Genomic DNA, 23,917 nt, shown 5'->3' on the forward strand with positions numbered 1-23,917 from the left:
TGAATATTGTTTATTAACGATAGATTAAAAAACGGTGTTTTTGTTGAGGAGAGTAAAAATAGATTTTTATGCACAGTGTTAATTGATAATGAGTTGTGTGAATGTTACGTTCCCAGTTCGTCTCGAATTGAGAATTATTTAAGGTTAAAGGGGCGCGAGGTTCTCCTTACTGAAAACAAGGGAACGAATAAACGGACTAAGTTTAGTCTTTTTGCTGTAAAATATTATAACAAATACATTTTAATTAATTTAAATATGATTAATCAGATAGTTGAAGCGATGATAATTGAGAACAAAATAAAGTATCTTACCGGAACAAGGCTAAAAAGAGAACAAACGATTGATGGTTATAAAACAGATATATTACTTGAGAACGATAGAACAAATGAAAATACTATCATAGAGATCAAGGGGATAATTTCAGCGTTCAGGGAAGCAAAGTTTCCAAGTGTATTTTCTGAAAGAGCAATCGTTCAGTTGCAAAAAATTAAGGAACTTCTACAACGTGGACACAAGGTGGTTTATCTAATAGTATCACTTAGTCCAATCGTTAAGAAAATTATTCTGGATTCAAATTTTACACAATACTATTCTCTACTAAAGGAATGTGTTGAATTAGGGATGCAATTAATGGCATTTTCTTTATCGTTCGAAAATGGAAGTGTTTCATATAAACAAAAGCTAAAGATTAATTGATTATACAACTTTATATAAGGATGGCTATATGAGATCTTTAAGACCATTTGCAATTGCATTTCTTTATTATAGCAAAAGGAATAATGTGACTGATCCAGACCAATTGAACATGGTGGACGATAGGCCATTACAAAATTTATTAGAGAAACTAGCGGTGCATTCTAATTTTAATAATATCTTTGAGCCGGAGCTAACCGAGCATTTACTTTGTTCATATGTACTAGATCCAAATGTTAATAACAAGGCTAATTATAACATTGCTGATGCTGATAATCTTTTACTTACTCTTCAACAAAACTTACAGGCGAATATTACTGAGCAATGGGTGTTATTTCCCCTAAATAATGCACATTTAACCTCAACAATTAGATTTAAAGACTTTGTCTTTATTGCTGGAAGCTTTGAAGAAAAAGCAAAAGTATTGAGATTAATCGGAAAAACTTCCTTGAAAAAAGCTAAGGAAAGAATGAGGTATACAATACAAAGCAGGTCTTCAGGTTTTTTCAATCACCCGCTATTAGCTGTGAGAGTACGCGGTCAGCATCGAGATGTTGAGCAAAATGCTCGTAGAATTGCTTTTTATGCAAATTGTATATTGCAAGCGATTTATTGGGGGAGAATTTACCCTAGCTTTCAAATGCCAATTGATTTTCAGTATGATTACGTACATGAATCCAAACATATGATGCTTTACGGAAAGGATGATTGGCAAATTAGACGTATTCCTTTTCGATTCAACGCTGAATGTAATATTGACCTCGACTGGCTTTCAGATAGAAGGCAATTATTGTTATTCGAAAAAGCATACAATGCTTTGATTGGCAACGGAATTTCAGAAGCACTAACATTAAGGTTTTATAAAGGATTAAAGTTTTTTAAAAAAGCCATTGAGTCTGAAGAAAGAGAAGATGTTTTTGAAGGTATTGGTTTGCCTTTACTACATTTAACGATAGCTGCTGAAACTATTTTATTAGAAAATTTGGATCATAAACGAGCGGGATTATCCTTTTTAATTCCAAGGCTTGTAAAATTGCCAGGTATAGCCCCAGAAGACAGTTCATTGCTTGTAGATAGTATATATACATGGAGATCGGAATTTGTTCATGGTGGGGCGGATGTCTATCACGATTTTAACGAAGATTTTTCTCCTGGAATAACCACACAAAGGTTTTTGACCTTCAAACGACTTTTGGCGGGTTTAATATGTAATTCGCCGTATTATATAAAAATGATGCAAAATAGGTCAGCAGTTGATTTAAGAAACATTCTTCAATTTTGGTTTAGTTATTTAGACAATCACTGGCAGCAAGGAAAAAAATTAAATCCTGACCTTTATAGGAGAATAACGAGATCGAGAGAATAAAGGAGTTTTCTGTGTATATGGTTCCCGGACAAACAATTGAGAATGCTCCGATTATACCGATAACCAGAAATATAACATAAAACGCCGAAAGCTCAGACAAGACAAGGATTCCGAGACTTTCCAATAACCAGAGATAACGGGTAGATGAACCTTGGCAGCGATTAGACCTCTTCTGTATATGCAATACTATTATTATTTGTTGACGCCTTGTTGACGAACATCGTCAACAAGTAATCAAACTCAAACAAATGCAGCAATAGGTTATGGTTAAACTCCTTATAAATCAAGGGATTTAACCAACTAACACAGAACCCAAACAACTCCCACATGCTCCCGCATACAGTGCATGTACAAGCGCTGTTTGCTCTTTGATCTATAAGGGTTTTGGATAAGTGTGGGAGTTGGGAGCGAAATAGGATGACAGATATTCACGTCCCTATTTAATTGTTAAATCGTTTCGAGCTTATCAGCAGCAGATTGACGACTGGGTGTAGATTTCGTCAATCTGGGCTTGAGGCGGAACTTCCTTCGGCGATGGAGGGACCGGCTTGGACCGGTTTTAGTACAAACTGGAGTGATTGGCGACAGCACCCTGTAGCAAATATGTTCACCCATGTACCACAAAGTCTGCCACTGAGCACTTAAAGGTTGCTGCTAAGCCGACCGATTTTCAGGCATTTGTCCTGATTCTCGCTCGGCTTTTCTTCGATTTCCTTCTCGATAATCTCTTCAAACCTTTTTCTGCTCTCCCACATCAACTCAATTCTAAACATCCCCCGAAATATACTGCGTCGGACTCATTCCCTCACGTTTTTTAAAACACTTGCTGAAGTAAAAAACATCGTTAAAACCAACCTTTTCTGCCGCCTCGGTAACGGAATACCCGTCTCTTAACAGGTCTTTTGCTTTGCGCAGCCGGATATCTACAAGATAATTAATTGGAGCCGTTCCGGTTACTTCCTTAAAGATACTTCCAAGATACGATGGACTTATCCCTATTTGATCTGCAATTTCTTGCAGTGTTAATGGGTTCGGGAAATATTCCGTCATATAATTGATCACTTTCTCGACTTTGCGTACCTTATCATAATTAAAATTACTGCCGCATTTCCACTGTAACAGCAAAGAGAGCATTTCTAGAAAAATAGCTCTTCCTCGAAGAGTTTTATTGTGGTTCCCTGATAACCAAGTTCTTGTGAAGTTGGAGAACAAATCCAAGAGTCGCGAAAAAAGGAAATCGTCATTAATTTTTTCAACCGTTGAAAAGGGAAGATTAACATTCAGAAATTCCCATTCATTATTGGTCAAAGTTGGGCAGGTGTACAGAAAATCCACTGTGAAGCATTTCATTAGACGGTCAGGGAAAGTATGTCCTAGCCGAAAATCACTAGGCTTATAATACACCAGATCACCTCTGGAAACCCTAAATGTTTGATCGTTGCAAGTGAATTCGGCCTCTCCGTCGTAAACTAGAATAAGATTATGTTTATCATGAATTTTAGGTCCCTGAAACTGCCAGTTTGGTGTACATCTTCGATCGGCTACGTATGCAAACTGTGGAAACATGTTTTCCCATACAGAAAGTTCCATTAGATTACCTACTTTATAATAGTGATATAGTACAAATACAATTATATAATATATTCTGATTACTATCCAAATACCATATAATCGATTCAAAGATGAACAGCATTCAAGTCGAAGAAAGTAGATTCAAGAAAGCGTTTACTAATCACATGTAATGGTTTCGAAGCGGTAACTTAATTCAGGTTAGCTAGGGGAGAAAGCATATGCAACAAAATAAGACAATGCCCGCATCTAATAGGGCGCTTGGTAAAGGAAGTATATTGACCTGGCTGGACGAGAGAATTCGGTTTATTTTGTTAATTCCAGCTTTCACTATTATGGTTTTGATTTTCTTTTATCCTGTAGGGTATACGTTCTATCTCAGTTTTCACGACTGGACATTTTTTACGTTAACCGATCCGCCATTTATTGGCTTGCAGCACATCCTGGATGTATTTCAAGATAAGAGCTTCTATATGTCAATGTTTCGCACAGCGATGTATGTGGGAGTTGGCGTCTTCTTGCAGCTGTTCTTCGGTTTCACCCTGGCTTTAGCAGTAAATCGTATGAAGATAGGGCACGGAATTGCAACGACCTTACTGGTCCTGCCCATGATGGTCACGCCAGTTGTTGTAGGTTTAATGTGGAAATTCATCTTTGATTATAATTTTGGTGTTTTTAATTATATGTTAACGTTGTTAGGCTTCGAGAAGCTGGCGCTCTTGAGCTCGAATTCGCTCGCCCTCCCGTCTATCATTATGGTGGATACTTGGCAATGGACTTCTTTCATGTTCATTACTTTACTCGCCGGATTGAAATCGCTTCCAAATGAGCCTTTTGAAGCGGCAAACATGGATGGAGCTACCGCATGGCAAACATTCTGTCATGTAACGCTGCCATTAATGAAGAGGATCATAATCGTTTCGTTAGTTCTGCGGACGGCAGGATCCATCAAAGTGTTCGATCAGATTTTTGTTTTGACAGGAGGCGGTCCTGGTACTGCAACGGAAACAACCTCCATTCTTTTGCATAGAAAAGCATTTGTCGATTTCGACTTTGGATATGGTGCTGCATTAGCGATCGTATTAACGGTCATTGTTGGGATTATATGTTGGTTTGCCATCCGATCCTTGTATTCGGAAAAATAAGAGAGAGGGGGAAGCTCATGCTTCGCAAAAATGGATGGGTATACGGGTATGTCGGCATAGCTTTGATCATATTTTTATTCCCGATATTCTGGGTGATGTTTACTTCGATTAAAACTCCGGTACAGGCTTTTCAAATCCCACCTGTCTGGATGTTTCAACCAACATTTGAAAGCTACTTGATCGTATTTAGTAAACAACCGTTTGTCTACTATTTTCTGAATTCGCTGATTGTTACCGTAATGTCAACGGTACTTTCGCTTACTGTAGGTACATTAGCGGGTTACAGTCTTGCCCGATTCCGGATAAAGGGTCAGAAGTGGATCAGCTTCACAGTGTTCTTTACTAAGATGTTTCCGCCTATCGTCCTGGTTGTTCCATTCTTCGTCATATTTCGCCAATTTGGAGGAACTGATAATTTATTTACACTCACTTTGGCCTACACATCATTTAATTTGCCCTTTGTCATCTGGCTGATGTGGGGTTTTCTGAAAGAACTTCCTGAAAGTTTGGAAGAGGCAGCGTCCATTGACGGGACTTCACGTTTTGGCGCCATGTGGAGGATTATGCTGCCGCTAGCGAAACCCGGTTTTGCTGTGTCCGCTATTTTTTCAGCAATGAATTCTTGGAACGAATTTTTATTCGCCTTAAATTTAACAGGTACACATGCTAAAACATTACCAGTCATGGCAGCCAATTTTGTCACGCAGGAAGCTATTCTTTGGGGACCCGTTACCGCTACAGGTACAATGCTGATGATTCCGTTGTTTATTTTCACACTTCTTATCCAAAAGCATTTGGTTAAAGGGCTTACGATGGGTGCTGTGAAATGATCATATATTATTCTTTAAGGGGGGCATTGCAATGTGGAAAAAAATGATGCTTGGAGCTTCAACAATTGTACTCATTACTGCCGGATGTGCGCCAGCGCCGGGTCAGCCTTCAACATCTGCAACAACAAGCGGTCAAGCCGCCGCGAAGGGGGAGACGATTACAGTTGTTGCACAGTCGGGCGTTTTGTACAATTCATTGAACAAATTGGGGCCTGACTTTGAAAAAGAAACGGGTATCAAAGTAAACGTTCAGGAAATAGGGCGCGATGCCTATCTGCAAAAGGTATCTACCCAACTGCTCGGAAAAGATGAAGGCCTTGATGTAGCATTAGTGCTTAATAATTATGTTGGACAATTTGCCGCTGGAGGACAGTTTGAGGATCTCGGTCCTTTTATGGCAAAAACCGGTACGAATTTGGACCGCTTTTTACCTGCATCCGTCCAATCCGTCAAATATAAAGAAAAGACTTATGCAATGCCGCTTGAACTGAGCACCATGTTATTAATTTATCGAAAGGATTTAATTCCAACCCCACCCAAAACGTGGGATGAGTATGCCAAGCTTGCAGAAAAGTTTACGAAAAGTAAGAATCCGCAGTCCCCGACCGAATTCGGTACCACCTTCCAAGGTAAGAGAGGATATACACAACCTAAGGAATGGTATCAGTATTTCTGGGCTATGGGTGGAGAATTGTTTGATAAAGATACGAAGCCGACTCTAAATAGTGAAGCAGGGGTAAAGGCGCTCTCTTTTGTAGTCGATAATTTTCGAAAAGATAAGGTGATCCCTCCGGATGCAACCACCTACGAGTTTCCTGAAGTTCTGTCAGCGTTTCAAAATGAGAAGGTAGCGATGGCCGTTGAATGGAACGCAGCTTACTCTCAATTGAAAGATCAAACTAAATCTCCGAAAGTGTTCGATAAGTTTGCGGTCACGCAAGTGCCCGATGGAGTTTCATTCATCCATGCATGGTCGATCGCCATAAACTCCGCATCCAAAAAGAAAGATGCCGCTTATAAATTCATATCATGGGTTACAAATGAAGGTGCGAAAAGGTATGCGCTTGCGGGGGGAGTTCCACCGGTAAAGTCCGTTTTACAAGATCCCGAATTGATTAAGGAACGTCCTGAGTTCCCCTATATTGAAGCAGCGATCAATCGGGCTAAGCTGGAACCGAATTTACCGGAATGGCCTAGCATTCAGGAAATGATCACCGATGGTATTTCAAAAGCTCTTGCGGGAGAAAAATCCCCCAAAGATGCACTAAATGAAACAAATGCGAATATTCAAAAATTGTTGGAATCTAGAGGATATTATAAAAAATAAGCTGGAAATGAAAAGCATGCGGGATTTTGCGCGCATGTCTTTTTTTTAGAAAGATAAGGTCACCCTGGTATTGGACGTCAAGTCACAGTGATATATTACAAATACAATAACATAATATATTTCTAGCGTTCTCTAAATCTTATACAGTGAAATAGCAGCAATAAGTTAAATAAAGATAGAAGGAGAGTTGGAATATGAAAAGAGTACCTTTTGAAACAATGAAAGATGAGATCGTGCGGGTACTGCTAAAAAAAGGGTTTACCAAAAACCGCGCAGAGGAATGCGCTGTATTATTTGCAGAAGCAAGTCTGGAAGGCGTGTATTCCCATGGTTTAAACCGGGTTCCCCGTTTTGTGGATTATATTGAAAAGGGCTTGGTCGATATTCATGCGGTTCCTACAAAAATAGATAGTTTCGGGATGATGGAAAGATATGATGGAAACCTCGGCGCAGGCAATTTAAACGCAAAATTTTGCATGCAGCGTGCCATCGAAATAGCCCGTGAAAGTGGGGTCGGTATCGTAACGATTAGAAATACGAACCATTGGATGCGCGGAGGCAGTTACGGTTGGCAGGCTGCTGATGCTGGATGCATAGGAATGTGCTGGACGAATACGGAATCATGTATGCCTCCATGGGGAGCAAAAGAAACAAAAATTGGGAATAACCCCTTTGTTCTAGCGGTTCCGAGAGAATCAGGCAACATTGTATTAGATATGGCTATGTCACAGTTTTCTTATGGCAAATTAGAGGTGACAAGATTGAAAAATGAACTTTTACCCGTAGATGGCGGGTTTGATAACGATGGGCAATTGACTAGAGATCCGTCAGCGATTGAGAAATCGATGCGCATTTTACCTACCGGATATTGGAAGGGATCGGGGCTATCCATTTTATTGGATTTAATAGCTGCATTGCTATCTGGGGGATTATCTACCCGCAAAATGGATGAGTTAAAACCTCAGCCCGGGATTTCCGGTTATGGAGGCTCTCAAGTATTTATTGCCATGGACCCATCTGTCATATCAGGTGAATTATTTTGCGAAAATACGGTCAACGAGGCAGTAGAGTATTTACATCAGGCAGAACCTGCTGAAATAGATGGTAAGGTTACTTTTCCGGGAGAACGCACAGTGGAAACAAGAAAAGCGAACTTGGAAAAAGGGATACCTGTTGATGAAAAAATCTGGCAGACCTTATTAGATCTATAAAAGAAAAGAGGAGGTTAACCATGATCTTCGGAGACTTAATGAGCTGGGCAGAGGAAAGAAACGCATTCCCACCCGTTTTTCAAAAAGCAATGGAGTACATCAAAAACACGGATTTGGTTCAACTAACTGCAGGGAAGTATGAAATCGATGGAGATGATTTGTTTGCTGTCGTTCAAGAAATAAGTACAGTGGTTAAGTCTGAGAGAAGAGCTGAATGTCACTCCAAGTACATCGATGTCCAGTACCTGATTAGCGGCGATGAGGAGATTATCGGTTTCGCTAGGGAATCGAGAGAAAACGTCATTGTCGAAAACGAACTGGAAACTAAAGATTACGCGCTATATGAAGAAATAAAAGGGGAAATGGATCTGGTGTTATATCCTGGGATGTTTGCTATATTTTTTCCTTCCGATTTGCATAGACCCGGTTGCAGTAGAAATGGTGGTGCAAATATAAAAAAAGTAGTTGTGAAAGTGAATAAAAAGTTGTTAATTCCAAATTAATCTCGGCAAAATGGCAGAGAGGGATGAATGCTGTGAAAGCGGTACAAGTTATAAAACCGGGTGAAATTAAGATTATTGAGAAAGAAAAGCCGCAAATCCATAATGGGAATGAAGTACTTATGAAAGTGAAAATGGTAGGGATTTGCGGCTCGGATATGCATATTTACCACGGGACTTCCCCTGTTGCTACTTATCCGCGAATTATTGGCCACGAAGTGACGGGTGAAATCGTGGAAGTAGGAGCGAATGTTGAGCGTGTTTCTGTAGGAGATAAGGTTGTGTTGGAACCGATACAGACTTGCGGGAATTGCTATGCCTGTAATTCTGGACGAAAAAATGTATGTGAACATTTACAGGTATACGGAGTTCATTTGGACGGTGGTTATCAGGAATATATAGTGCTTCCGGAAAAAAACGTTCATAAAATTGCAGGGGACCTGAATTGGCAGACAGGGGTTCTGGTTGAACCTTTTACGATCGGAGCTCAGGCGGTATGGCGCGGAGATGTGCGAAAAGGCGATACCGTATTTATTATGGGTGCCGGACCCATCGGCATATGTGCCTTGCAGATAGCCAAAATTCAAGGTGCCATCTGCATTATTTCTGATTTGAGTGATGCCAAACTCGCTTATGCTCTGGAATTGGGAGCAGATTATGCGCTCAATGCTGGCAAGGACGATATCCGCAAGGAACTTTTCGCCCTTACTGGAGGATTGGGCCCGAACGTAACCATTGATGCAGTATGTACGACAAAGACGTTTGAACAGGCAGTGGAATATACCTCCGTAGCAGGGCGCGTTGTGGTACTTGGATTCAGTGATACTCCGTCACAGATTCCTCAGCTGCCGATTACGAAGAAAGAATTGACTATCGTGGGCTCCCGCTTACAGTCAGATAAGTTTTCTGAAGTGATTACCTTATTTAATGATAGGAAAATAGATACGAAATCTTTCGTTACGCATCGCTTCCGAATGGAAGAAATTCATCAAGCGATTGAACTCATTGAGACTCATCCGAACGATGTGAGAAAGGTCATTTTGGAGGTATAGTTAACTAGCTTTAATTAGGAACTTGGCGGAATACCGTCCCCAACCTCAACTAGCTCCAGAATCTCACGAATATCGCTGATGCCTAAAGCTTCAGCGATTTTTTCTATATGTGCAAAATTAATATTCGAACGTTTTCCGTTTGAAAGCTCGCTTAATGCGGCGTGCCTAACGTCCGCCAGACGAGACAACTCACGTAAAGACATTTCGCGTTCTTTTAGTAGTTGGGGTATTTTTACGACAACCTTCTTTGACATTTGGAACCTCCCAAACTGAATATTGACTATACGCGATAACGTACCATCTAATCATTTTTATGGTGGTACGCTATTGCGTATTATATTCATCTTTTTTGGGAGAGTTAATATGATATATAGTCAGGATTGGAAAACAGAGGCTGTTACCAGAAGGTTTGATGAGTTAACTGGAAAAGCTGAACTTCTCGAAGATATAGCTGAACCTCCCCATGTACTGAAAATGCCATCCAATTACTTCAATTTATGATACAATATGTGCATGAACATGTGCTGAAGGCAAGCTTCGGTTTCGATTGTTGTAATCGGTTTCAATTATTCCTGTCGGTGATCGGTATACTCTTTAAAGATCAGTGCGGCTACGGATTTATATTTAACTCAAGCGAAATCTAAAATAAGGAGTTTGAAATCTATGAACGTATCTTACCGCTTTGACGAAGTCGGTAGACTTCCCTTACCCGGAGATAATGTCGCTGTTGCCACTCGCCAACTGGACGCTGGCACCATCATTTACTATCAAGACCAAACCCTGACCTTGGATTATACCGTTATGGAGGGCCACCGTTTTGCGGTGAAGGCGATTGCTCCTGGTGAAGCCTTACTGTCCTGGGAATTACCCTTTGGTGTAGCGCTGCAATCCATTCAGCCCGGTAGTTATGTAATTAACAAGTCTGTGTTAGACGCGCTTAGTGTGCGTTCGTTAAAATTCTCGCTGCCGGTGACGCCCAATTTTGCAGACCAAGTTTATCCATATGTTCTCGACGAGGAGAATTTTCAACCGGCTCCAGCATTACCAGCTTACCCGGATACGCGCACCTTCCTGGGTTATCGGCGCAGTGAAGCGCGCGGCGTTGGCACTCGCAACACAATTGTTCTGTTGGGCACAACTTCACGCACAGGGAGCTATGTCAAGCAGCTTGCAGCTCGTCTGCAAGGAGAACTGCAGAACTATCCCCAAGTTGAGGGCATTGTTCCCGTGGCGCATACTGAGGGAGGCACCGAACAGCCTAATAACCTAGAGTTATTGCTGCGCACGTTGGCCGGATTTGTCGTTAATCCCAACGTGGGTGCGGTCTTAATAGTAGACTATGGGATTGAATCTGTGACCAACGAGATGGTAGAAGCATATTTACGCGAACACAATTATCCAATAGATGAAGTGGTGCATCGGTTCTTATCAATTAAAGGCGGCTTTCAAGATAATCTGACCATTGGGGAAGCTATTGTGCGTGATTGGTTACCAATAGTAAATGCCATGGAACGGACCCCGGAATCTATTAGCAATTTAAAGATTGGACTACAATGTGGAGGCTCAGATGCCTTTTCTGGCATTTCCGCTAATCCGCTGCTCGGTTGGATTGCGCAGGAATTGATACGCTACGGCGGCGCTGCCAGTTTGGCTGAAACCGATGAATTAATTGGTGCAGAGCCTTATGTCTTGCAGAAGGTGCGCGACGTGGAAACCGCCCGTAAATTTTTAACGCTTGTAGAAGAATTCAGGGAGCGTACGGCTTGGCATGGCTCTAACGCTGAAGGAAATCCATCGGGTGGTAATAAATATCGCGGCCTTTATAACATTTACCTCAAGTCCATTGGTGCTGCCCGCAAGAAAGACCCGGCCACTCGCCTTGACTATGCCATTGAATACGGCGGGTTGATGAAAGACCCCGGATATTATTTTATGGATAGCCCCGGTAATGACCTTGAGAGCATTGCCGGGCAGGTGGCTTCAGGTTGCAACCTGATATTTTTTACGACAGGTAACGGCTCGATTACCAACTTTCCTTTTGTGCCGACGGTCAAGGTGGTGACAACGACGCGTCGCTTCCAATTGCTGGCCAATGATATGGATATCAACGCCGGTCAGTATCTGGAGGGCGTATCCATGGATGAGTTGGGCAAGCAAGCCTTTGAACATTCTATACAAATAGCCTCCGGTCAGCGCAGTGTCGGTGAGAAAGCTGGCCACTCACAGGTGCAGATCTGGCGCAACTGGCAGCAAACGGATGCGAGCCAACTGGATACCTTGCTCAATGCGTCTCTACCGACAGGGGAACCTATTGCAATTCGAACGGATATAGCCGCGGCCACCGACCAGATCCGATTTACATTCACTCGTCACCAAGACCGTCTGGCCAGTGATAACATCGGATTAATCCTGCCCACCAGTCTATGTGCAGGTCAGGTGGCGAATATGATTTCATTGCGGTTGAACAAACAGGGGATGGGCCAACCGGGACATCTCTCGCGTTTTGTGGCTTTGGCTCACACGGAAGGATGCGGGAATTCGGGTGGTCAACCCGAGCAGTTGTATGCCCGAACAATGATTGGTTATGTCACCCATCCGCTAGTCAAGCATTGTCTGCTGCTGGAACATGGCTGTGAGAAAACCCACAATGACTTTATGCGCCACGAGATGGAGGAGATGGGGGTTGATCCGAGTCGTCTTGGTTTTGCTAGTATTCAACTTGATGGCGGGATTAATAAGGTAACTCAGAAGGTGGAAGGGTGGTTTGCTGATCAATTGTCTGCAGCTGGGCCAATTACGAAAGAAACTGCCGGACTAGAAGCGTTGCGTATTGGGATTTTAAGTGATGGTTCAGTTACTGACGCTGCGAGTGAACAACTGGCGATTTTGACAAAAATGATTGTCGGCGCAGGGGGTATGGTGGTTGTTCCCGAGAATAGCGGGCTGCTTTCAACGTCTGCTTATAGTGAGGATTTATTGACTACATCCAATGTTAAGCCGTCATTGGCTTATGGAGAACATGCTCTCCAAACCGGTTTTCACATCATGGAAACACCAACCGAGCATTGGGTAGAGACGGTCACTGGCTTAGCAGCCACGGGAGTAGAGTTGATTATAGCGCTGGTCCATCGTCGCCCTATGCAGACGCATCCGTTCGTGCCTATGCTTCAAGTGGCATCGGACTCGTCTATGCAGCAAACCTATGCTAATGATTTGGATCTGCTGCTCACCGGAAATCCCACTGCTTGGACCGATCAGATTCTAGAGAGTTGTAAGCAAGTCATTGAGCATAGCTATACTCCACGGCTCTATCAACAGGGTAACGTTGATTTTCAACTAACACGCGGATTTTTGGGCGTTTCGTTGTGATCGGGATGTAAGCTGAGGTTCATTCTGGCTTCAGATGAAAGTCAGTTTTGCTGAAGTCCTCATTGTGGCATACAAAATTTAATACTCCCTATGTGAATCGAAATAAACTATGTAAATTGGCTGTCTCAAAAGTAGCTAATCTCGTTTGGGAGACAGCTCGATACCGAGTTTTTCGATTTCTATAGGAAAAGGAGTGAGCGGGAGGGAATATTTCTGCTCGCTCTTTTTTTATAATATCGGACTTTATATGTTTTCAGCGGAGCTGAAGAAGTCTGATATTGCAAGAAAAGCTACAACTTAGACACGAATGTATCTTCTTCGAAGGGCTTCGATCAGAAGCTTTTCTTATGTTTTGCTTAATCGTAACAAGCCACGAAGCAGAAAACGTCGAAAGCCCCGGTTGTTTTTTTACCCAAAATGATTATTATAGCAGCTACTTTAAGTAAATTTTATACATGGTAAAGAAGGAGGTGCCGCGGCGCCTCCTTCTTTTTGCGGAAATTTCGAATCATACAATAGAGTCAACCCCCGATCCATTCGATTTCGTCTCCGTGCCCAGCCCTAGACATTTATTCGAATTTATTCGATTCGAAGCTATTGTTTTCTCCCAAAAACCTGCATCTATACAGTTTTTGGCCCGGTATATCCGAAGTCTTATTGAATTCATGCAAATGTGCAGTTATTTTTTCATTCTTATCTGATCCGGAGCGTTTTCCATGAAAATGGATGTACTTTCGCAGGTTTGTTCCCACTACAGTAATTTCGGTAGGAAAATAACTGCATGTTTGCAGGATTTTGTGAGGACTGATGGTCGGTGGAGGGTCAAGCACCGCCCTTGAGGTTGAGCTCTTATTAATTGCTCTTTCCTCTGCTCGTTCCTCATCAAGGTAAAGGTTTATTAATAAAATTTCAATCTTTGATAACAAAATTTTAAAAAAGAACACATTTATTTTGAATTGATCACAATGTTTAACATTTAGAAAACAGACAAACAGCACTTTAATATCGTAACATGACAACCAGACAGCATAACTATCAGTAACTATCGAAGGTGAAAATGATGGGCAAGTGGTTCAAATACGTGTTAAAGTTCGGTCTTGTATTTGCGATTGTAGCCGGTGCGCTCTTTTATTGGCTGCGTCCTCTTTTGGTAAAGATAGAAAGCACGACGATTGCCGACGGCATACATGTGAAGTTTAGGGTCCAAGGAACGAATGTGGAGGAGTATTCGAATCAAACCTGGAAGCCCTACTTCGCCAAAGGGGTAAATATGGGGGCAACCGTCCCCGGACATTTTCCCGGTGAATTGGTCGTTTCGGAGGATGACTATGAGAGATGGTTTGAAATGATCCAGGGCATGGGGTCGAATGTCGTCCGGATCTATACGATCATGATGCCCGAGTTTTATGAAGCGCTGGTCAAATACAATAGGACGCATCAAAAAAATCCGCTGTTTTTTATTCAGGGAATATGGAGTCCCGAGGAGCAGTTGATTGAAGGGCAGGATGCGTATGACCCCCACATCAAGCAGAAATTTGAGCAAGAAATTAAAGACGCGGTTGCGGCGGTTTATGGAAAAACGACACTTACACCCGAGCCGCATTCGGGAAAAGCAGGAGGTGCGTACAAATATAATGCAGGTCCCTATCTCATGGGTTGGATTGTCGGCACGGAATGGGATCCCAAAATGGTGAAGGGGACCAACGATCTGCACGCCGATATCGCAGATTATGAAGGGAAACACTTCCGCAATAAACCGGGAGCATCCGCCTTTGAAAAGTGGCTGGCTTTAATGATGGATACCGCCGCGCAAACGGAAATCCAATACGGCTGGCAGCATCCTATCGCTTTTGCCAATTGGGTGACTACCGATCCTTTGGAGCATCCGGGCGAGCCGTTATTTGAAGAGGATTTGGTTAGCGTTGATCCTGCCCATATTGAGGCGGTGGATTGGGAGACGGGATATTTCGCTTCCTATCATGTGTATCCGTATTACCCGGACTTTTTTTCATTTGACAGCTCTTTTCAGACAATGACCAACAGTAAAGGAGAAATCGATAGCTACACAACGTATTTGCATAAATTAAAAGAAGCTCACCCCGATATGCCGGTCATGATCACCGAATATGGCGTGCCGGCTTCGTTGGGGGTAGCCCACTTGGGAATGCTCGGCCGCAATCAAGGCGGTCATAACGAGAAGCAGCAGGGTGAGATCGATGCGGATTTATTGCAGGAAATTCACGGGGCCGGCTATTCGGGGGCGATTTTGTTCACGTGGCAGGATGAATGGTTTAAAAAGACGTGGAACACCCAACGCTACGATGAAGCCGATCGCCGCGCATACTGGTATAACACATTGACCAATGAGTCCTTTTTCGGGGTATTGGGGATGTTCCCTAGCAAGGATGATGATATTCACATAGACGGGGACGCCTCGGACTGGGATCGGCTGGGAAATGATAAGAAGCGGCTGGATGTGCAGGTTCCGGGCTTTGAAGAGATTTGGGCTACACATGACGAAGGGTATCTTTACTTGATGGCCAAGCTATCTGAGCCCTTCGATCCGTCGCGGCAAAGCATATATTTGGGAGCAGACACGATAGCCGGAGGAAATCGTCATGCACCGCAGCTTCATGGAGTGACATTAGATGAAGGCCTGGAAACCCTTATTGAGCTGTCGGACGAAAATAAAGGCCGCATGCTGATAGCCTCTAATTATGATCTTCACGCCCGTTTGTATGAGCGTTCCGGATTGCCGGATATCGACCCTAAGGAAAAGCAGGATGATTCGGGGATTTTTAAGCCATGGAAGCTTGCTGTGAATTATCTTCTGGAATATCCGGATTCCCGATTTAATCATCCGTTCGGCGATGTGGAGGTAGGGCAATTGGAGAGAGGCTACACCGATCCGTCTCGTCCCGATTATAATTCCAAGGCGATGTGGCAGGCTCAGGGAAAGGTGCTGGAAATGCGTATTCCTTGGATGCTGCTGGGCTTCAGCGACCCCAGTTCCCTAAGTGTAATCAACTACAATCAAACGAGCCGGAGCAAATTCGAAGTGACTCAGGTGGAAGGTGTTCGCATCGTTCCGTGGATTGTGCAGGACGATAAAGTTCTGGGTCGGGAAGATTCGGCTGCGGCGGAGCCGTATCCAGTGTCACGTCTGCCGAAGTACACATGGCAGCGATGGGAGGATAAGGTCGATTATGTGGAACGGCTCAAACAAAGCTACTCGATCATGAAAGAGGCTATGCAGAAGATTGACGGTCCCGTTACCAACACATCGGGTAGCTGAAGCAGGAGCAGAGGAGGAGTTTATTAGGTGTACACGAATCTTGATGTAGCCATAAAAGCGTTATATATCATTGTTGCTTTTAATCTTGTTTGTATTGTATTCATTTATGCCATCAAGCTGAGAAATATCCAAAGGAGGAAGCTGAACGACCGGTTTCAAGCGAAGTTTAAGGATTACTTGACCTATATTCACGCCAACCTTGACGGTGTGGAGCCGTTAAGAGTTCCTCCATGGACCATGAACGAGGTGGAAAGGGAGGCGATGCAGGAAAGGCTGAACGATATGATGGAATGCTTCTCCGGCTGGCAGCGCCAAAAGCTGATCACGCTTTGCGAAGATCTTGGACTCGTAAAGCATCATCTGTCACGATTCAATCATCGCTCTTACCCGGTGAAGCTGGATGCCGCTTACCATTTGGGATGTATGAGAACGAAGGAGGCGGTGCCGGCTTTACTGGAATTGTTGAAGGAGCATCGGTTGAATTCCTCGCTGTTTGTTGTGGCCCGAGCCGTTGCCAAGTGCGCCCGCAGCCAGCAGGATCTTGGAGCTATGGTTCAGGTTCTGCTCCAGCACAATAAGAAATGTTATGAGCTGATCGTCGATATTATTGCCGATTCGGAGCTGGAGACTGTTTCCTTGTACACGGAATACGTGAACCATGAGAATCCGGCATATATCCAGATCGGGTTGATAGGGATGCATGGTTACTCCGACCCTGCGGCCGCCTCTGCCGTCTACCGGCTGATGGAATCCAAGCATGAGGATATTCAAGCAAAAGCAGTGGAGGTGTATCTGAAAAGCTCACGCCTGCTTCCAAAGAATGTAGTCAGCAAGCTGCTGAGCCATCCGAATTTGAATATTCGGAGGTTGACGCTAGAGGCATTGGGGAACATCAAAAACACTACATACGTGGAATTGATGAAAAGCAGCCTGGCAGACGCCGATCAGCGTGTGGTCTATACGTGCGCCAAAGGCATGCTCAAAATGGGAGAAGAAGGCATGGCTGCGCTTTGTCAGAGCGCAGCTGCGGCTCAGGGCACGGATCGCGGGGAATTTATGCAGCGGCTGATAGATGAGGAGCTCAAGCATTTGTCGATGCAGCTGCACAATTTGGATAAGCTCACGCAATATAACACACTGATGTACACCTATGACAAAATATTTCGCAAACATACACGAATGTATCGTGTGGTTTAGGAGGGGTACTCATACATGTGGATTTTCGATTATCAGGTGCTTGTGGATTCATTCTTGAGCGGATTAAGACAATTCTTGTTATTTTACAGCTACACTGCTCTATTTTATGTGATTCTCGTAACGCTGCTTTATTATTTCATATTCGGATTTTCGATCCGTCATATTTTTTCAATCAAGCGGGGAATCCAGTATAACCGGATGAATAAGCTATCCAGCTCCAGTCATCTTCCGCCGGTATCTTTATTGGTCCCCGCCTATAATGAAGAGTTAACCATTATAGAGAATGTAAGGTCCTTGTTGGCTCTCAATTATGCGGAGTATGAAGTGATCGTCGTCAATGACGGCTCACAGGATCATACCCTGAAGCGCATGATCGATGAATTTAAGCTGGAGCTCATTCATCCTGTGGCTTCAAGCAGCATTAAGACGGGAAAAATCAGAGGAGTCTACCATAATCCCGAGTATCCCAATCTCTACTTGGTGGATAAGGAAAATGGGGGGAAGGCCGACTCTCTGAATGCGGGCATTAATCTTTCCCATTACCGGCTCATCTCAACCATTGATGCGGACTCTTTGCTGGAAAAGGACGCCTTAACGAGGATTGCCCGGGTCTATATGGAGAACCCCGAAGAAACGATCGCCGTCGGCGGCAATGTCCGCATCGTCAACAGCTGCACAGTGGAAGACGGTATCGTCAAGGATGTTCAATTTCCCCGTAAGCTGCTGCCAGCGCTGCAAAACGTCGAATATACGAAAGCGTTTCTGGGCGGGAGGATAGGCTGGAGCGCCGTCAATGGCCTCATTATCATATCAGGAGCATTCGGGGTGTTTCATAAGGATAAGGTCATTGCGGTCGGGGGATACCGTGGAGGCTATCCCGGCGAGGACATGAACATTGTCATCAAGCTTCACCGCTACTGCCTGGAGAACAAGATCCCTTACCGGGTAGCCTTCTGCCCGGATGCCGTTTGCTGGACGCAAGCCCCTGATTCGTATCGGATTTTGAGCAGCCAGCGCAAGCGCTGGGGGCGGGGAAATCTGAAAAATATGATTGAGGAAGGCATTCATATGGTGCTGCGCCCCAAATATAAAATTTTTGGGATGCTTACCCTTCCTTATAACATCGTGTTCGAAACGCTGAACCCGTATTTCCGACTCAGCGGCCTGTTGGCTATATTGGGGTACTGGATGCTGAATATGACGGATTGGAGCACTGTCGTCATCTTTTCTTTAGTGAATTTATTTTCCTGCTTTTCCTTAAGCCTGGGGGCCTTGTTCATTGAAGAGACAGCCTTCGGCCGTTATCCGAAGCTCAGCGATTTAAACAAAATGCTTTTGTATTCCTTCTTGATGTTTGTGGGCTATCGACAGATTGGCGTGTGGTGGAGGTTAAACGGACATGTCCAATTCCTGCGCAACAACAACTCATGGGGAACGATGGTCCGTACTAATTTTAATAAATAGCTTTAGTAGACTTGATCCTAATCGAAGACAAGAGGAGTGGAGAAGATGGCGGTAGTAGTTCACGATCCGATTCAAGAAGCAATATTGGAGTTGGCCAGGCGAGTCCAGGCCTCATATGAAGAAGGTACCGCATGCGGGATTATTTTGGCTCCATGCTCAGCAGTTAACCAGAAGGGTTTGGAACAATTGCAGACCTTTGTGAATGGCTTTGGGCTGGAGGTGCCCCTTCAATGCTTCTACTTGGATCCAAATGGCCTTCTTGGGGTGGTTCTGACCGAGAAAAAGCTGATCGACACCCATTATGTGTCGCTCGTTCTCAAAGAATTTGTGGAACGGCAGGGCTTGCTCCAAGGTCAAATGGTTGTCGCGAGCTTCCCGGAGAGCGGGGAACTGACAGAACAGTCACTGTCACAGCTGCTCCACACGACACTTCATGCGAAGGGAGAGAACAGAGATATCCATTTGTTTATGAATCAAGGCATTCAGCAAGGGATTTCTTCTATTCTAATCGCTGACCCGGACGAAGTGAGCAGGGAATTTGTCAAACTTCGGCTTGAGATGAACGGTTACAAGGTGGAAGAGGCTAAAGACGGAAGTGAAGCGCTCGAGAAATTTGAGAAAACCATGCCAAATTTGGTGATCACCGAATTGAACCTGCCCATTCTGGATGGCTATCAATTGATCGATAAAATCAAGAGGGACTATTCCAGTGAAGGAAAAGTGATCGTTCTCACGGATAAGCAGCTGCCGAAAAGTATGGACCGCGCCTTTGAACTGGGTGCATCCGATTATGTGACGAAGCCTTTCTCCATTTCGGAGTTGGAATGGAGAATCAAAAAATTGGGTTCTCGGTTGGGCTACTAGGCTGGAAATAAAAATGGGAAGGTGGAAGCACGATGAGCGCATACAGCAATTTAAAATATAAATTCCAGAAAAAAACCGCCGAAATAGGGGTGATCGGTCTTGGCTATGTGGGGCTGCCCTTATGCATGGAGATGGTAAAAGGCGGGTTTACGGTATATGGCATTGATCTGGATTTCCGTAAGGTGGAGTCGCTTCGCAACGGCGAGTCGTATATTCAGGATGTTCCGAGCGAGGAGATACAGAAAGCGATGGAATCCGGCCGATTTATTCCGACCGACGACTACCATACGGTTCAAAAGCTGGATGCGATCAGCATCTGCGTTCCGACTCCGCTCAGCGATAATCAGGACCCGGACACCTCCTATATTAGGAGTGTCGTTCTGGAAATAAAGAAAAATCTAAAGCGAGGGGCTTTGATCGTTCTTGAGAGCACGACCTATCCGGGGACCACGGAGGAATTGATTCAGTTCGAGCTGGAAGCACAAGGACTGAAGGTGGGTAGGGACTTCTTCCTCTGCTTCTCACCCGAGCGTGTTGATCCGGGCAATCCGAGCTTTAACACTTATAATACGCCGAAGGTGATCGGCGGCACGACCGAAGCCTGCATGGACCTGGGAGTTATCTTATACAGTCATGTGGTGGAAAACGTCGTTCCCGTATCCTCACCGAAGGTGGCGGAGATGTCCAAGCTTCTGGAAAATACGTTCCGCAGCATTAACATTGCTTTCATTAATGAAATGGCCATGATGTGCGACAAAATGGACATCGACGTCTGGGAGGTCATTAAAGCAGCGTCCACGAAGCCGTTCGGGTTTATGCCTTTCCACCCGGGACCAGGCATCGGCGGTCACTGCATTCCGCTGGACCCGATGTATTTGTCTTGGAAGGCGAAGGAATTCCGTTTCTACAGCAAGTTTATAGAGCTGGCTCAGTCCATTAACGATAATATGCCGGAGTATGTCCGCTATAAAGCTTCGCAGGTACTCAATATGTATGCGAAATCTATCCGCAATTCGAAGATTCTCATTCTGGGAATGGCGTATAAGCCGGATGTAGACGACCTCCGTGAATCGCCGGGGCTTGAACTGTACGAGCTTCTGCAGGAGAGCGGTGCTTATGTGGATTATTACGACCCGCATGCCGGTTCGTTCCGGGACAAGCTGGGCCATACCATTCATTCTGTGGACTATGATCTGTCTGCATTAGCTAAGTATGACTGCATGGTACTGATCACGAATCACCGCTGCTTCAATAATCGAGAGCTGGCCGACTTGGGAGTGCCGATCATCGATACGCGGAATGCGTTTGAAGACATTCAAGCCAAAAATATTTATAAACTGGGTACCGGCATCCGGAAACAAGAAGTGAAAATCGCGGTAGGGGTTTAAGCTCATCACAGCAATAGAGAGGAGAAACAACGATGTGTGGCATTGTAGGCTATATTGGAAGACGAGATGTGCAGCCAATTCTACTGAACGGATTAAGCAAGCTGGAGTACAGAGGGTACGATTCCGCTGGGATAGCGGTGCTGGAGCGGGATCAGATCAAGATAAGCAAGGTGGAAGGACGTCTCGCGAACTTATCGGGTCAGCTGGACAAGCAGCCGTTGAAGGGATCGGCCGGCATCGGCCATACGCGTTGGGCAACGCATGGCAAGCCGTCGGACGCGAATTCACATCCTCATGCAGATATGTCGGGCAAGTTTACCATAGTGCATAATGGCATCGTGGAAAATTATATGGAGCTGAAAAAAGAGCTTGAGCAAAAAGGAGTCACATTTGCTTCGGAGACCGATACCGAGGTGATCGCGCATTTGCTCGCCGAGCAATACGAAGGCGATATCGTTGCCGCCATGCGAATGGTGATCCAGAAGCTGCATGGGGCCTTTTCACTCGGCGTCATGGCGGAGCATGAGCCGGATAAGCTTGTCGCGGTCAGACAGTCCAGTCCGCTCGTCATTGGCGCAGGCCAAGGGGAAAACTTCATTGCTTCGGACATCTCAGCCTTAATTGAGCATACCCGCAAGGTATATATTTTGGAGGACGGAGATCTCGCGGTCATTACTTCGGACCACATCTCCATCATGAAGGCCGAAACAGGGGAGGCGGTGGACCGTAAGCTGCTGCAAATCGATTGGAGCGTCGATCTGGTGGAGAAGGGCCAGTTCGAGCACTTCATGCTAAAGGAAATTCATGAACAGCCGTTAACGCTCAGAAATACGATGCTGGGACGCATCAATGAAAGGGATGAAGTGAGCTTTCCGGAATTGGCGCATGCAGCGGGTGCCTTCAAAGACGTGGACAAAATCTTCATCGTTGCCTGCGGCACCGCCTATCATGCCGGACTCATCGGCAGCACGATTATTGAGAAATTAACGCGAATCCCTGTTCAGTCCGATATCGCATCGGAGTTCAGGTATCGCGACCCGATAATAACGGATAGGACGCTGGTGATCGTCGTCAGCCAATCCGGTGAAACGGCGGATACGCTAGCCGCCCTGCACGAAAGCAGAAGAAATGGTGCAAAAATACTGGCCATCACCAATGTGCCGACCAGCTCTATTGCGCGGGATGCGGACTATGTGATTGCGACGAAGGCTGGCCCGGAAATTGCAGTGGCATCGACCAAAGCTTATACCGCCCAGCTGCTTGCATTTTATTTGTTCAGCATCTACTTGGCTCAGGAAAGACAGACGCTGGATCAAGAGCTTCATTTGGAGTTGGTTAAAGGATTAAAGGCACTTCCCGTTCAAGTGGAAAAGGTGCTGGAGAACGCCAACGAGGTGAAGTTGTTTGCTGAATCGATCAAAGAAGCCGAAAGCCTGTTTTTTATCGGAAGGGGACTGGACTACGCGGTTGCCCTTGAGGGCTCTCTCAAATTAAAGGAAATTTCTTATATTCACTCGGAAGCTTATGCGGCCGGAGAGCTGAAGCATGGCACATTGGCTCTGATCGAGAAGGGGACGCCGGTCATTGCTCTGGCGACACATATGGATCTTTACGAAAAAACGGTCAGCAATATTAAAGAAGTAAAGGCTCGCGGGGCCCATGTCATGGGGATAACGGTCGAAGGCAATGTGGAGCTGCTTAATGCGGTGGACGAAATTTGCTTCATCCCTCCATCGCTGCAGCTGCTGGCGCCCATTTTGGCGGTCGTGCCGCTGCAGTTGATCTCCTACTATGCCTCTTTGGCCTTAGGGAACGATATTGATAAACCCCGCAATCTGGCCAAAAGCGTTACGGTAGAATAAACGATATGGGGGGAATACACATGGAAGCATGCGCTATTCTGTTAGCTGCAGGTAAAGGCACACGAATGAAGTCGGAGCTGCCCAAAGTACTTCATCCCGTCGGGGGCATACCGATGGTCGGACGTTTGGTCGACAAGCTGGAAAGCATGCCTATCAGCCGGATTCTGGTGGTCGTCGGTCATAGGGGGGACCTTGTGAGGGCGTATTTGGGAACGCGGGTTGCATTCGTTGAGCAGGCCATACAGCTTGGAACGGCGCACGCCGTTCTCCAGACTGAGCCTCTGCTCAGAAACCGCTGCGGATCAACCTTGGTGCTTACGGGAGATACGCCTCTCATCAGGCAATCCACCATCGAACGGCTGCTTGCTGCCCAGAGGGCAAACTCATGCTCCGGAGTGGTATTGACCGCGGTGATCCAAGATCCGACCGGCTACGGAAGAATTATTCGCGATTCTTTGAGCGGTGAAGTCATCGGCATTATTGAAGAGAAGGACGCAACTCCGGAGCAGAAACGGATTAACGAAATCAACACAGGGATTTTCTGTTTTGATAATGAAAGCTTGTTTCGAGCACTCTACGGCATTACCAACAACAATGCTCAGCATGAGTTTTACTTGACCGATATAGTGAAGGTAATGAGGCAGACGGGCATTTCCGGGGGCCATAAGAGATTTGAAGCGATCGTCCTCGAGGATCCGACGGAGGTTATGGGGATTAACACCCCTGAACAATTAGAGGAGGCGAATCGGGCCTTTTATGCACGAATGGGGATTTTTGCATAATAA

18 protein-coding genes and 1 pseudogene are annotated in these 23,917 nt (G+C 44.9%); 16 read left to right on the forward strand and 3 right to left on the reverse strand.

Annotated features, from left to right (window positions below; translation table 11 throughout):
- The first annotated feature begins 6 nt into the window (after nt 1–6).
- Together ACFQ0C_RS03805 and ACFQ0C_RS03810 are read left to right on the forward strand one after the other, a co-directional pair.
- The gene (locus ACFQ0C_RS03805; RefSeq protein WP_379364126.1) at nt 7–696 is read left to right on the forward strand and encodes a DNA/RNA nuclease SfsA; all 690 of its coding nucleotides are present in this window, start codon (nt 7–9) and stop codon (nt 694–696) included.
- Between the two features lie 28 nt (nt 697–724).
- Nucleotides 725–2,059: a hypothetical protein gene (locus tag ACFQ0C_RS03810; RefSeq protein WP_379364128.1), complete on the forward strand. Its 1,335-nt coding sequence runs from the start codon at nt 725–727 to the stop codon at nt 2,057–2,059.
- Nucleotides 2,060–2,824: 765 nt separating this feature from the next.
- Here the strand turns inward: ACFQ0C_RS03810 and ACFQ0C_RS03815 are convergent.
- Nucleotides 2,825–3,193, reverse strand: a complete 369-nt coding sequence (locus tag ACFQ0C_RS03815) for a helix-turn-helix transcriptional regulator (protein ID WP_379364210.1) — start codon at nt 3,191–3,193, stop codon at nt 2,825–2,827.
- Between the two features lie 264 nt (nt 3,194–3,457).
- Nucleotides 3,458–3,649 (reverse strand): annotated as a pseudogene (locus tag ACFQ0C_RS03820) (AraC family ligand binding domain-containing protein); the annotation flags it as partial.
- 200 nt (nt 3,650–3,849) lie between these two features.
- Here ACFQ0C_RS03820 and ACFQ0C_RS03825 point away from each other — a divergent pair.
- The 6 genes from ACFQ0C_RS03825 to ACFQ0C_RS03850 all read left to right on the forward strand — a co-directional run bounded on the left by ACFQ0C_RS03825 (nt 3,850) and on the right by ACFQ0C_RS03850 (nt 9,693).
- Entirely contained in the window at nt 3,850–4,773 is a 924-nt protein-coding gene (locus tag ACFQ0C_RS03825; RefSeq protein WP_379364130.1) for a carbohydrate ABC transporter permease, read from the forward strand.
- Between the two features lie 17 nt (nt 4,774–4,790).
- Nucleotides 4,791–5,603, forward strand: coding sequence for a carbohydrate ABC transporter permease (locus tag ACFQ0C_RS03830; RefSeq protein WP_379364132.1), 813 nt, complete (start codon nt 4,791–4,793; stop codon nt 5,601–5,603).
- Nucleotides 5,604–5,634: 31 nt separating this feature from the next.
- Complete coding sequence (locus tag ACFQ0C_RS03835) at nt 5,635–6,930, forward strand: ABC transporter substrate-binding protein (protein ID WP_379364134.1); 1,296 nt, start codon at nt 5,635–5,637, stop codon at nt 6,928–6,930.
- A gap of 194 nt (nt 6,931–7,124) precedes the next feature.
- Nucleotides 7,125–8,141, forward strand: coding sequence for a 3-dehydro-L-gulonate 2-dehydrogenase (gene yiaK, locus ACFQ0C_RS03840; RefSeq protein WP_379364137.1), 1,017 nt, complete (start codon nt 7,125–7,127; stop codon nt 8,139–8,141).
- A gap of 20 nt (nt 8,142–8,161) precedes the next feature.
- Nucleotides 8,162–8,644, forward strand: coding sequence for a NanQ anomerase/TabA/YiaL family protein (locus tag ACFQ0C_RS03845; protein ID WP_379364139.1), 483 nt, complete (start codon nt 8,162–8,164; stop codon nt 8,642–8,644).
- Nucleotides 8,645–8,676: 32 nt separating this feature from the next.
- Nucleotides 8,677–9,693 carry a zinc-binding alcohol dehydrogenase family protein gene (locus ACFQ0C_RS03850; RefSeq protein WP_379364141.1) on the forward strand — a complete coding sequence of 339 codons (1,017 nt, stop codon included), beginning with the start codon at nt 8,677–8,679 and terminating at the stop codon, nt 9,691–9,693.
- Between the two features lie 14 nt (nt 9,694–9,707).
- Here ACFQ0C_RS03850 and ACFQ0C_RS03855 read toward each other — a convergent pair whose 3' ends face one another.
- A complete protein-coding gene (locus ACFQ0C_RS03855) occupies nt 9,708–9,947 on the reverse strand; it encodes a helix-turn-helix domain-containing protein (RefSeq protein ID WP_379364143.1) in 240 nt (79 codons plus the stop codon).
- A 409-nt stretch (nt 9,948–10,356) separates the two neighbouring features.
- Between ACFQ0C_RS03855 and ACFQ0C_RS03860 the strand changes: the two genes are divergently transcribed.
- From ACFQ0C_RS03860 to ACFQ0C_RS03895, 8 genes are all read left to right on the forward strand, one after another.
- The gene (locus ACFQ0C_RS03860; protein WP_379364146.1) at nt 10,357–13,062 is read left to right on the forward strand and encodes a UxaA family hydrolase; all 2,706 of its coding nucleotides are present in this window, start codon (nt 10,357–10,359) and stop codon (nt 13,060–13,062) included.
- Nucleotides 13,063–14,119: 1,057 nt separating this feature from the next.
- Nucleotides 14,120–16,357 (forward strand): hypothetical protein, encoded by a 2,238-nt coding sequence (locus ACFQ0C_RS03865; protein ID WP_379364148.1) that lies wholly within the window; start codon nt 14,120–14,122, stop codon nt 16,355–16,357.
- A gap of 27 nt (nt 16,358–16,384) precedes the next feature.
- The gene (locus tag ACFQ0C_RS03870; RefSeq protein WP_379364150.1) at nt 16,385–17,554 is read left to right on the forward strand and encodes a HEAT repeat domain-containing protein; all 1,170 of its coding nucleotides are present in this window, start codon (nt 16,385–16,387) and stop codon (nt 17,552–17,554) included.
- A gap of 15 nt (nt 17,555–17,569) precedes the next feature.
- Nucleotides 17,570–19,018 (forward strand): glycosyltransferase family 2 protein, encoded by a 1,449-nt coding sequence (locus ACFQ0C_RS03875; RefSeq protein WP_379364152.1) that lies wholly within the window; start codon nt 17,570–17,572, stop codon nt 19,016–19,018.
- A 45-nt stretch (nt 19,019–19,063) separates the two neighbouring features.
- Nucleotides 19,064–19,882 (forward strand): response regulator, encoded by an 819-nt coding sequence (locus ACFQ0C_RS03880; RefSeq protein WP_258218116.1) that lies wholly within the window; start codon nt 19,064–19,066, stop codon nt 19,880–19,882.
- A gap of 32 nt (nt 19,883–19,914) precedes the next feature.
- Entirely contained in the window at nt 19,915–21,270 is a 1,356-nt protein-coding gene (locus ACFQ0C_RS03885; protein ID WP_379364155.1) for a nucleotide sugar dehydrogenase, read from the forward strand.
- A 32-nt stretch (nt 21,271–21,302) separates the two neighbouring features.
- Nucleotides 21,303–23,132, forward strand: coding sequence for a glutamine--fructose-6-phosphate transaminase (isomerizing) (gene glmS, locus ACFQ0C_RS03890; protein WP_379364157.1), 1,830 nt, complete (start codon nt 21,303–21,305; stop codon nt 23,130–23,132).
- 20 nt (nt 23,133–23,152) lie between these two features.
- Complete coding sequence (locus tag ACFQ0C_RS03895; RefSeq protein ID WP_379364159.1) at nt 23,153–23,914, forward strand: NTP transferase domain-containing protein; 762 nt, start codon at nt 23,153–23,155, stop codon at nt 23,912–23,914.
- Nucleotides 23,915–23,917 lie beyond the last annotated feature (3 nt).

Origin of the sequence: Paenibacillus sp. GCM10027630, from assembly GCF_042676305.1 — a bacterium.
Lineage (GTDB): Bacteria > Bacillota > Bacilli > Paenibacillales > NBRC-103111 > Paenibacillus_S.

Bases quoted from the DNA above. Each gene is read 5' to 3' on its own strand.
- ACFQ0C_RS03845 (WP_379364139.1), top strand. From the start codon at position 8,162: ATGATCTTCGGAGACTTAATGAGCTGGGCAGAGGAAAGAAACGCATTC.
- ACFQ0C_RS03835 (WP_379364134.1), top strand. From the start codon at position 5,635: ATGTGGAAAAAAATGATGCTTGGAGCTTCAACAATTGTACTCATTACT.
- ACFQ0C_RS03830 (WP_379364132.1), top strand. From the start codon at position 4,791: ATGCTTCGCAAAAATGGATGGGTATACGGGTATGTCGGCATAGCTTTG.
- glmS (WP_379364157.1), top strand. From the start codon at position 21,303: ATGTGTGGCATTGTAGGCTATATTGGAAGACGAGATGTGCAGCCAATT.
- ACFQ0C_RS03860 (WP_379364146.1), top strand. From the start codon at position 10,357: ATGAACGTATCTTACCGCTTTGACGAAGTCGGTAGACTTCCCTTACCC.
- ACFQ0C_RS03815 (WP_379364210.1), bottom strand. From the start codon at position 3,193: ATGCTCTCTTTGCTGTTACAGTGGAAATGCGGCAGTAATTTTAATTAT.
- ACFQ0C_RS03865 (WP_379364148.1), top strand. From the start codon at position 14,120: ATGATGGGCAAGTGGTTCAAATACGTGTTAAAGTTCGGTCTTGTATTT.
- ACFQ0C_RS03895 (WP_379364159.1), top strand. From the start codon at position 23,153: ATGGAAGCATGCGCTATTCTGTTAGCTGCAGGTAAAGGCACACGAATG.
- ACFQ0C_RS03880 (WP_258218116.1), top strand. From the start codon at position 19,064: ATGGCGGTAGTAGTTCACGATCCGATTCAAGAAGCAATATTGGAGTTG.
- ACFQ0C_RS03855 (WP_379364143.1), bottom strand. From the start codon at position 9,947: ATGTCAAAGAAGGTTGTCGTAAAAATACCCCAACTACTAAAAGAACGC.
- ACFQ0C_RS03810 (WP_379364128.1), top strand. From the start codon at position 725: ATGAGATCTTTAAGACCATTTGCAATTGCATTTCTTTATTATAGCAAA.
- ACFQ0C_RS03875 (WP_379364152.1), top strand. From the start codon at position 17,570: ATGTGGATTTTCGATTATCAGGTGCTTGTGGATTCATTCTTGAGCGGA.
- ACFQ0C_RS03825 (WP_379364130.1), top strand. From the start codon at position 3,850: ATGCAACAAAATAAGACAATGCCCGCATCTAATAGGGCGCTTGGTAAA.
- yiaK (WP_379364137.1), top strand. From the start codon at position 7,125: ATGAAAAGAGTACCTTTTGAAACAATGAAAGATGAGATCGTGCGGGTA.
- ACFQ0C_RS03885 (WP_379364155.1), top strand. From the start codon at position 19,915: ATGAGCGCATACAGCAATTTAAAATATAAATTCCAGAAAAAAACCGCC.